Origin of the sequence: Pedobacter nutrimenti (assembly GCF_003208655.1) — a bacterium.
GTDB lineage: Bacteria > Bacteroidota > Bacteroidia > Sphingobacteriales > Sphingobacteriaceae > Pedobacter > Pedobacter nutrimenti.
Genome location: NZ_QKLU01000010.1, coordinates 212,792 through 222,782, shown reverse-complemented (window position 1 = coordinate 222,782; position 9,991 = coordinate 212,792). Strand labels below are relative to the sequence as shown.

Sequence of the window (9,991 nt, the reverse complement as noted above, 5' to 3'; positions counted from 1 at the left end):
AAAATATTTAGGTGCCTATATCGGTGGTGTCCACCTCTTCCCATTCCGAACAGAGAAGTTAAGCCCACCAGAGCCGATGGTACTGCGGTAACACGTGGGAGAGTAGGTCGGTGCCAAATCTTAAAGAAAGCCTGTAGTGAGAACTGCAGGCTTTTCTTGTTTATGGGCATTCTGTTCCAGGTCAGGTCAAGCCAAGCCACACCAAAGCCGGCCTGAGCGGGCTTATTCAAACAGCAGCTTTTCCCTTTCCGAAGGGCCCAAACCTTGACCGGACGGGAAACCTTAAATCCATACCAAACCCTGACAGAGACAGAACAAATGAGTCCTGATCAGTCCCCTGGTACCTGAGATGGAAACGCTGAAAGCTTTAGTTTACACACAGGAAATCAGGCTTCTTCTACATGGAAAGTTGTATGAAATGATATAGTGATAATAAAATGATCAAGGTCAGTTTTTATGCAATTTTTTTGGTTATCTTTGCAACTAATTTAAACACACAAAACAATGAGTTTTTTCGCAGAGAAAAGAAGGGAAGTGATGCTGCACATTGAGAAGTACATGCTCGAAATGATGCCTACATACCTCAAACCGATTGATACGAATTGGCAGCCATCTGATTTTTTACCTGACTCTACGAGTGAAACCTTTTACCAGGACATTAAAGCACTTAGGGAAAAAGCTCAGGACCTTTCTTATGATCTGGTGGCCGTTCTTATTGGTGATACCATCACAGAGGAAGCCTTACCAACTTATGAGTCCTGGCTGGCCATGGTTGAAGGTGTAAGCAGGGATGAACAGGGAGGTTGGATGAAATGGAACCGTCACTGGACTGCAGAAGAGAATCGTCATGGCGATTTACTGAATAAATATCTTTATCTATCAGGACGCGTTGATATGCGTCAAATGGAAATCTCTACCCAGTATTTAATTGCTGATGGGTTTGACATTGGTACAGGCCATGATCCTTACCGGAATTTTATTTACACCAGTTTCCAGGAGCTGGCGACAAATATTTCGCACAGAAGGGTAGCTTCCCTGGCTAAAAAGGATGGGGATACGCTATTGTCGAAAATGTGTGGTGTAATTGCCTCAGATGAAGCAAGACATGCAAAAGCGTACAAAGATTTCATCAGTAAGATCTTTGAAGTGGATCCTAACGAAGCGATGTTGGCTTTTGAGGATATGATGCGCAAAAAAATCGTTATGCCGGCACATTTTCTTAGAGAAATGGGAATGAAAATAGGGCAAACCTTTGGTCATTTTACAGATGCTGCCCAACGTTTGGGTATTTATACGGCTATGGATTACGTAGAAATTATGCAGCAATTAATTGAAGAATGGAAACTCGAAGGCATGCGCGACCTTAATGAAGCGGGTGAAAAAGCCAGAGATTATATCATGGCGCTGCCAAACCGATTAATCCGCATTGCAGAACGAATGAAAAATCCTACAATGGAATATAAATTTAGCTGGATACATGCTTAATCAATCCAAATTATAAAACAAAGGCCCTGAATAATTTATTCAGGGCCTTTGTTTTATAGGATAAATTTACATATTTCTTCTGTACTGACCCCCAACTTCATAAAGGGCATTGGAAATCTGTCCCAGGGAACAGATTTTGCAAACCTCCATGAGTTCTTCAAAGATGTTTTTACCGGCTACAGCTGACTTTTGTAATTGTTTCAGTACTTTGTCTGTGTGCGCAGAGTTTCTGTCCTGAAAGGCTTTTAAAGCATTGATTTGATATTGTTTCTCTTCTTCAGTAGCACGGATGACCTCACCAGGCACAATCGTTGGTGAACCGTTTTTATTCAGGAAAGTATTTACACCTACAATCGGATATTCTCCGGTATGCTTCAGGGTTTCATAATACAGACTTTCCTCTTGTATTTTTCCTCTTTGGTACATGGTTTCCATGGCACCCAGTACCCCTCCTCTGTCGTTGATGCGTTTAAATTCAAGTAGCACAGCTTCTTCAACAAGATCGGTCAGGTCTTCAATAATAAAAGATCCTTGCAAAGGGTTTTCGTTTTTGGCCAGTCCCAATTCCCGGTTAATGATCAGTTGTATCGCCATAGCTCTTCTGACAGATTCCTCTGTTGGCGTAGTGATTGCCTCATCGTAAGCATTGGTATGAAGGGAGTTGCAATTGTCATAAATAGCGTACAAGGCCTGCAGGGTCGTTCTGATGTCATTGAAATCAATTTCCTGTGCATGTAAAGACCGACCTGAAGTTTGTATATGGTATTTTAGCTTTTGAGAACGGTCATTACCCTTGTATTTATTTTTAATCGCTTTTGCCCAAATTCTTCTGGCAACCCTTCCTATTACCGAATACTCCGGATCAATGCCATTGGAAAAGAAAAAGGATAAGTTAGGAGCGAAATCATCTATATGCATGCCCCTGCTTAAATAGTATTCCACAAAGGTAAAGCCATTGCTTAAAGTAAAGGCCAATTGTGAGATTGGATTCGCTCCTGCTTCGGCAATGTGATATCCTGAAATGGATACGGAATAAAAATTCCTCACCTTTTCATCTATAAAATACTTTTGGATATCGCCCATCATCCTTAAAGCAAATTCTGTAGAGAAAATGCAGGTGTTTTGGGCCTGGTCTTCTTTAAGAATATCGGCCTGAACAGTTCCCCTCACCGTACTGATGGCATGTGCTTTGATTTTAGCATAAATGTCTGCGGGAAGGACCTGATCACCTGTGGTACCAAGGAGCATCAGGCCAAGTCCGTTGTTGCCCTCAGGCAGCTGACCATTATATTGGGGCCTGGTTAAACCTTTTGATTCGTACAAGGCCTTTATTTTTCTTTCAGTCTCTGCTTGCAGGCCATTTTCTTTAATGTATTTTTCACATTGCTGATCGATGGCTGCATTCATAAAGAATCCCAAAAGCATAGGGGCAGGGCCATTTATGGTCATGGAGACAGAGGTAGAGGCTGCACAAAGATCAAAGCCGGAATAGAGTTTTTTTGCATCATCCAACGTGGCAATGCTCACCCCGGAGTTTCCGATTTTACCATAAATATCCGGCCGGATATGAGGGTCTTCGCCATAAAGGGTAACAGAATCAAAAGCAGTGGAAAGCCTGTGCGCAGGCTGACCGAGAGAGACATAATGGAAACGTTTATTTGTTCTTTCCGGACCGCCCTCTCCGGCAAACATACGGGTGGGATCTTCACCATCTCTCTTGAGCGGGAAAACACCTGCTGCATAAGGAAATTCTCCGGGAACATTCTCTGTCAAAAGCCAGCGCAGAATGTCTCCCCAGTCCTGGTACCTTGGCAGGGATACTTTAGGTATTTTTAGTTTGGAAAGGGATTCATAAAATAAAGGCTGTTTGATTTCTTTGTCCCGGACTTTGTAAATGAAATTCTCTGCTTTATATTTTTCCTTTGTTTCCGGCCATTCTCTTAGCAGACGTCTGCATTGTCCATCCAGTAGTTCTTCTAAATGGTTGTATACATCTTGCAAGGCTTTTTGTGTATGCGAATCAACAGTCACATTGGAAGAGGCTTCGCTTTCTGCTAGTTTCAATACCCCCTGAAGCTGGTATAGCTTTCTGGCAATAGTGCTTTGCTGATCCACCCATTCATTATAAGTTTGACTGGATTCGGCAATTTCGGCAAGGTATCTGATCCGGTCGGGTGGAATAATGTATATTTTTTCGGATTGCTCAGCGGTAAGCACCATCTGTGCTTTAAAGTCAACACCTGTTTTTTCTTTAATTTTATCCATCAGTGAACTGAACAAATTGTTCATTCCCGGGTCATTGAATTGGGAAGCCATGGTTCCATAAACAGGTATGAAGTCATCTTTGGCATCAAAGAGGTTGTGGTTCCGTTTATACTGCTTCCTTACATCACGCAAGGCATCCAGGGCACCTCTTTTGTCGAATTTGTTGATCGCAACCAGATCTGCAAAATCAAGCATATCAATTTTTTCCAGCTGTGTCGCTGCACCGAACTCAGGGGTCATCACATATAAAGAAACATCGCAATGCTCTGTGATTTCTGTGTCGGACTGGCCAATACCAGAGGTCTCCACAATGATCAGGTCATATCCTGCAGCTTTGCAGATGTCAATGCTTTCCTGCACATTTTTAGAAAGGGCCAGATTTGCCTGTCTGGTCGCCAGAGAGCGCATATAAACCCTTTTGTTGTTGATGGCATTCATTCTGATCCGGTCGCCAAGTAGTGCCCCGCCTGTTTTTCTTTTAGAAGGGTCTACCGAAATGATCGCCAGGGATTTATCTTTTACCTCAATGAGAAACCTTCTGACCAGTTCGTCGACCAGAGAGGATTTTCCTGAACCCCCGGTCCCGGTAATACCAAGTACAGGGGCTTTATTATTTTTAGTTAATTTTTTAAGTTCATTGACAAAGGCCTGGGCGGCCTCGGGGTCATTCTCCGCCACTGTTATGGCGGTGGCTATGCTTTTAACTTCTTTATGTGGAATTTTTTTTAGTTCTCCGTTCACAGAAACAGCCGTGATGTAATCGGTCTGCTCCAGCATGTTGTTAATCATACCCTGCAGTCCCATTTTACGACCATCGTCTGGGGAATAAATTCTGGTGATGCCGTATTCCTGTAATTCCTGAATTTCGGACGGAAGGATAACACCTCCACCTCCTCCAAATATTTTAATATGGGATGCCCCTCTTTCCTGAAGGAGGTCAAACATATATTTAAAGTATTCCATATGTCCTCCCTGGTAGGAGGTCATGGCAATACCCTGTACATCTTCCTGTATTGCACAGTTGACAACCTCATCGACAGAACGGTTGTGCCCTAAATGGATCACCTCTGCCCCAGAGGATTGCAGAATGCGCCGCATAATGTTAATGGTGGCGTCATGGCCATCAAATAGTGCGGCAGCTGTTACGAAGCGTATTTTATTTTTAGGTTTATAGATTTGAATGTGTTCCATAGAATGGGATTATACTTGGTGAACAAAGGTACTAAAAAATGAAAAGCCGCAGGTTGTGCGGCTTTCATTATTATTGTGTAAGTTCTGTGATTGGTTCACCTACGCTGCCACTTGGCATCTGTATCTGGAGCATTGCCGCCAGGGTAGAAGCAATGTCTGTCATATAATGGTTCTTATTGGTTTTTCCTGCTTTTACCTTCCAGCCCATAAAAACGAGCGGAATGTGTGAGTCATAGGGATACCAGGCACCGTGTGTTGTTCCTGTTGCGCCGCCATCAAACCAGTTTGGCTTCAATACGAAATAAACTTCACCACTTCTACGGGCATTAAATCCATTTGCAAGACGTTTTTTGATTTCCTCAGGCAGGGTTGCTGTACTGATTTTTGTCAAATCCACTGCATCCATAATACCTGCCTGATGTTTTAAGAAATTAATGGTGGTTTTTTTAATCTGTTCAAAATCCACTTTGTTTTCAGTGATGAGTGGTTGGTCAAAAATGACCTGGTTGTTCATCACAATCAGAACACTGTTTTTGATTTTGAACTCTTTTTCCAGCGTACTGTTCAGGTCTTTGGCCAATTGTCTGTTGCTCACCAGGCCACCCGGAAGTTTATTTTCTTTCATAAAACCGGGAACATGTGCAGCACCATGATCTGCGGTCAGGAAAAACAGGTAATTGCCTTTACCAACTGTTTTGTCCAGGTAAGCAAAAAAATCTGCCAGGTCCTTATCCAGACGTAAAAAAGTATCTTCTGCCTCTATAGAATTGGGACCAAACTGATGCCCAATGTAATCTGTTGAAGAGCAGCTGACGGCAAGAAAATCAGTAACCGGCCCTTGACCAAGATGCTCAGAAGCAATGGCTGATTTTGCAAGGTCGAGCGTCATGGTATTGCCATATGGCGTACTTCTGATCAGGTCATAATTATTTCCGATAGATTTTTTCAGAATATGTGGAAAAACTGTTTTATCCTCACCTTTGTAAAGGCCTTCATAGGATTTATCATCCGTTGTACTTTGTACATAAGTGTTTATCGGATATAGGGTATTCCAGTCCTGGGCATAATAGGTGTCTGGTTTTTTTAGTTTATTGTAGTCTGCAACCCAGGATGGTAATTCCTGCATATAATATGTACTGGTGATCCAGTTTCCGGTGACCCCGTCATACCAATAGGCTGCATTTGCAGCATGGCCGGCCGGTAAAATAGAACCCCTGTCCTTAAGGGAAATTCCTATTACTTTGCTCCTGAAATTGGTAGCCAGTCTTAGTTCATCGGTAATGGTACTGGAAAGCATGTTTTTTGGAGACATCTCTCCGGCGTTCGAACTACTGCCAACCGTTTTTACCTCTTTATCTTCAGTACAATATACATCCCTTCCCAATTCAGGGTCATACCAGTTATTACCTATAATGCCATTAATTGCAGGAACAGAACCTGTATAGATACTGGAATGTCCGCAGGCCGTATAAGTCGGCAGGTATGGGATAAAAGTATTTTCCGCAGAAAAACCTTCATTGACGAGTCTTTTAAAACCACCATTGCCATAACGCTCATAATATCTGTACAGATAATCCCATCTCATTTGGTCGACAACCAGACCTACAACCAGTTTAGGCCTGTTAACCGCCGCCGGATAGGTGGTACTTGAAGAAACTTGTTTAGGTGTTTTCTGCTGTGCAAATGCAGGACTGCACAGCATCATCACTGCTGAAAACTGTAGGAGTAATTTTTTCATTATTTGTTATATAGTGTATGCGACAAATGTACTCAATCCTTTAAAATTACCAGATTAAGCCAAAGTAAAGATATTATATCACTTCGGCGACTACAAAAGTGCTGCCCCCTATAAAAATAAGGTCTTCAGCTACAGCTGCAGCCTTAGCCGCATTTAAGGCTTCTTTTACCTGGTCAAAAACTTTTCCCTTAAGTCCAAGCATTTTTGCCTGGGCAGCAAGCTCAGCAGCTGGCATTGCTCTTTCTAATGCAGGCTGCGAAAAATAGTAGCGGGCATCTTTTGGAAGAAGGGCAAGCACGCCACTGATGTCCTTGTCTTTTACCATGCCAATGACCATGTGGAGCTGCTTATGGGGCGTATTTTGTATGTTTTTAAGCACTTCCGCTATTCCAGCGAGGTTATGACCTGTATCACATATAATTAGTGGGGCCTTTTGCAGGATCTGCCACCGGCCCTGCAGACCGGTTATTTTTTTAACATTTTTGAGCGCATGGTAAACAGCTTCATCTGAAATAAGATAGTTTAGTTTTTTTAATTGCTCAATTGCAGCGGCTACAGTTAAAACATTTTTAAGCTGATAGGAACCGGTCAGATCGAGTGTAAGTTTTTCGAAAAACAGCTCCTTATTTTTATAGATAGACAAGGAAAGGTAATTCCCTTTTTGCCCGATGTTCGCTGCATGCCAATGGTCTTGCGCAAAAAAAAGCGGACTATTGGTTTCTGTAGCCTTAGTGAAAAACACGGGGTCTGTTTCCGGATGCCGTTCCCCGATCACTACCGGGGTATCTTTTTTTATAATACCTGCTTTTTCAAAAGCAATTTCCTTCAGTGTATGACCAAGCATATTGGTGTGGTCCAGGCTGATGTTGGTAATTACAGATAAATCCGGATGAATAATATTGGTGGAATCCAGGCGGCCACCCAATCCGACCTCAATAATGGCCACATCCACCTTTTGCTGCTCAAAATATGAAAAAGCCATTGCCACGGTCACTTCAAAAAAAGAAGGCTCTAAAGATTCAATCAAGGCACGCTGTTCCCTGACAAAATGAGTTACAAAGGGTTTGGAAACCATTTTACCATTAACCCTTATTCTTTCTCTGAAATCTTTAAGGTGGGGCGAGGTATAAAGGCCCGTTTTATACCCGGCCTTTTGCAGTATGGCCGCAAGCATGTGTGAGGTCGAGCCTTTGCCATTAGTTCCGCCTACATGTATGGTTTTAAATTTTTGCTGTGGATTTCCTAATGCCTGGCACATTGCAACTGTATTGTGCAGGTCTTTTTTGAATGCAACTGCCCCAACACGAGTAAACATTGGAAGTTTACTGTAAAGGTAATCCAGGGTTTCTGAGTAAGTCATTTTAAAAATGATGCTTTAAGAAAAGCTATTTTACTTTGAAATTAAAAACAACTACGCCAACCTGTACATCAGGAGCAGCGTCTGACTGATTGAGCCGGGCACCCATTACGGCTTCTTTACATTTCTGCCAGAGGTCACGGTCATTTAAAGTGGTCCCTTTTACACCCGGGACCGCATTGATGACAATTCCTTCCTTATTGATGGAAATACGTACGGCAATTTTGCCTGTCTTTTGACCATCATCATGAGGAGTAACCAGATTTGTAAAACGTCTTAAGGCAATGGGGGTTTCTCCAAAACCTGAACCGCCTTCTCCATATTTATTACTCAGCGGATCGCCGTTAATGCTGCCCTGGTTACCTGGCGTATCACCGGTACCATCACCCTGCCCGGTACCTTTGTTGGCTTTACCTTTATAAAGGGCATTCTGATTAATAGTTGGTTTTGCCGGTTTGCTTTCCACAGCAGCAGTAGGAGGGGCGGTTGTTTTTGTTTTTTTGGTATTGATGTTTACCGACTCTTCTGTATTCTGTGTAACCACCTCTTTATCGCTGGTTTGAGTGGTTGGCTGCTCAATGGTTGGTTTTTCAGGAACCACCTTATCCGGTGCTTTTTTATTGGCATTGGGATCTGCAGAAGGTTCTTCTATACTGGTGTAATCTGTACCCATTCCGGTAACAGATGTTCCGTAATTCACCACCATTCCGCCCATTCCCGCTTCCTCTACAGGCTTAAAGGAACCTATAACAATGAAAAAACTTAAAACCAGCAATACAGCCATAATCCCGGTGGATATGGCTAAAGCTTTAGGGTAATTATTTTCTTCTTTGTAGTACGACATTATTTTTTTGGTTCAACAGCCAGTACGACCTTAAGTTTCAGTTGATTGGCAACATCAAAAACCTGCATGGTATTTTCTATAGATACACCTCTTGCCACATACAATACGATGGTCATATCGGGTGAAGCCTTTTGATAAGTTTCTACGGCAGCTTTCAGGTTTTCCAGAGTAACCTGTTGCTTCTCAACAAAATAATTCAGTTTATCATCAATAGAAACGGTAATTGTTTTCTGCGCGGAAGATTGCTGCCCGGATTCGGACCTTGGGAGCAATAACTTGACCACCTTTGGATTAACTACTGCAGATGCAAGCAGAAAAAACAACAGCAGAAAGAACATAATGTCGTTTAGTGCAGAAGTATGCACTTCAACTGCTCCTTTTTTTCTTTTTCGCAGATTCATTATTTCCCTGGTTCTTCTAATAAATCAATAAACTCAATGGCATCTGTTTCCATTCTCAAGATGATCCTTTCAACCATCATGTTTAAAATGTGGTACAGCACATAGGCAATGATACCAATGATCAGACCTGTTGCCGAAGTGATCATTTTAGTGTATAAACCACCAGAAATTGTACCAATTTCAATAGCTCCTTTTATAGATACGTCATGGAAAATGGTAATAACCCCGATAATGGTACCCACGAAACCAAGCATTGGGGCAATACCTGCTATAATTCCCAGGATACCAATGTTTTTTTCCAATTTGGATACTTCCAGTTTACCTACATTTTCTATAGCGGCCTCAATGTCCTTAATAGGGCGTCCGATCCGTTTTAACCCCTTTTCCAACATTCTGCCCAAGGGAGAATTGGTGTTGCGGCAAAGGGCAATGGCGTTTTCCAATCGTCCGTCATGGATATATTGTTTAATCTGAAGCATTAAATTGGCTTCTGTCTTGGAAGATTTTCTAATGGTCAGGTAACGTTCGGTAAAAATTACTAATCCCAGGAAAGCCAGGAAGGCAAGAGGGATCATCACCCAGCCGCCTTTAAACAGCAGGTCTATGAAATGAAGTTCCGGAGGCGCAGTTGTTACAGCCTGTTTTACAGCATTGGCAGTATCGGTTAGTCGGTTCGCCGTATCACTGGCACCCTGTAGCAATGTGATCAT

At 42.5% G+C, this 9,991-nt stretch carries 7 protein-coding genes and 1 rRNA gene; 2 read left to right on the top strand and 6 right to left on the bottom strand.

Features of this window, described 5'->3' with window-relative positions:
* Positions 1 to 7: 7 nt before the first annotated feature.
* Positions 8 to 119: ribosomal RNA gene (gene rrf / locus B0O44_RS23250) — 5S ribosomal RNA — on the top strand.
* A 385-nt stretch (positions 120 to 504) separates the two neighbouring features.
* Positions 505 to 1,485 carry an acyl-ACP desaturase gene (locus B0O44_RS23245; protein WP_110834488.1) on the top strand — a complete coding sequence of 327 codons (981 nt, stop codon included), beginning with the start codon at positions 505 to 507 and terminating at the stop codon, positions 1,483 to 1,485.
* 66 nt (positions 1,486 to 1,551) lie between these two features.
* Here the strand turns inward: B0O44_RS23245 and B0O44_RS23240 are convergent, their stop codons facing one another.
* The 6 genes from B0O44_RS23240 to B0O44_RS23215 all read right to left on the bottom strand — a co-directional run bounded on the left by B0O44_RS23240 (position 1,552) and on the right by B0O44_RS23215 (position 9,991).
* A complete protein-coding gene (locus tag B0O44_RS23240; protein ID WP_110834487.1) occupies positions 1,552 to 4,941 on the bottom strand; it encodes a methylmalonyl-CoA mutase family protein in 3,390 nt (1,129 codons plus the stop codon).
* Between the two features lie 70 nt (positions 4,942 to 5,011).
* Positions 5,012 to 6,679 (bottom strand): alkaline phosphatase PafA, encoded by a 1,668-nt coding sequence (gene pafA, locus B0O44_RS23235; protein WP_110834486.1) that lies wholly within the window; start codon positions 6,677 to 6,679, stop codon positions 5,012 to 5,014.
* 73 nt (positions 6,680 to 6,752) lie between these two features.
* Complete coding sequence (locus tag B0O44_RS23230) at positions 6,753 to 8,039, bottom strand: bifunctional folylpolyglutamate synthase/dihydrofolate synthase (protein ID WP_110834485.1); 1,287 nt, start codon at positions 8,037 to 8,039, stop codon at positions 6,753 to 6,755.
* Positions 8,040 to 8,064: 25 nt separating this feature from the next.
* Positions 8,065 to 8,880: an energy transducer TonB gene (locus B0O44_RS23225; RefSeq protein ID WP_110834484.1), complete on the bottom strand. Its 816-nt coding sequence runs from the start codon at positions 8,878 to 8,880 to the stop codon at positions 8,065 to 8,067.
* On the bottom strand, positions 8,880 to 9,281 hold the full coding sequence (locus B0O44_RS23220) for an ExbD/TolR family protein (protein WP_110834483.1): 402 nt from the start codon (positions 9,279 to 9,281) through the stop codon (positions 8,880 to 8,882). The genes B0O44_RS23225 and B0O44_RS23220 overlap by 1 nt, the downstream gene beginning before the upstream one ends.
* A complete protein-coding gene (locus B0O44_RS23215) occupies positions 9,281 to 9,991 on the bottom strand; it encodes a MotA/TolQ/ExbB proton channel family protein (RefSeq protein WP_110834482.1) in 711 nt (236 codons plus the stop codon). Before B0O44_RS23215 ends, B0O44_RS23220 begins: the two co-directional genes overlap by 1 nt.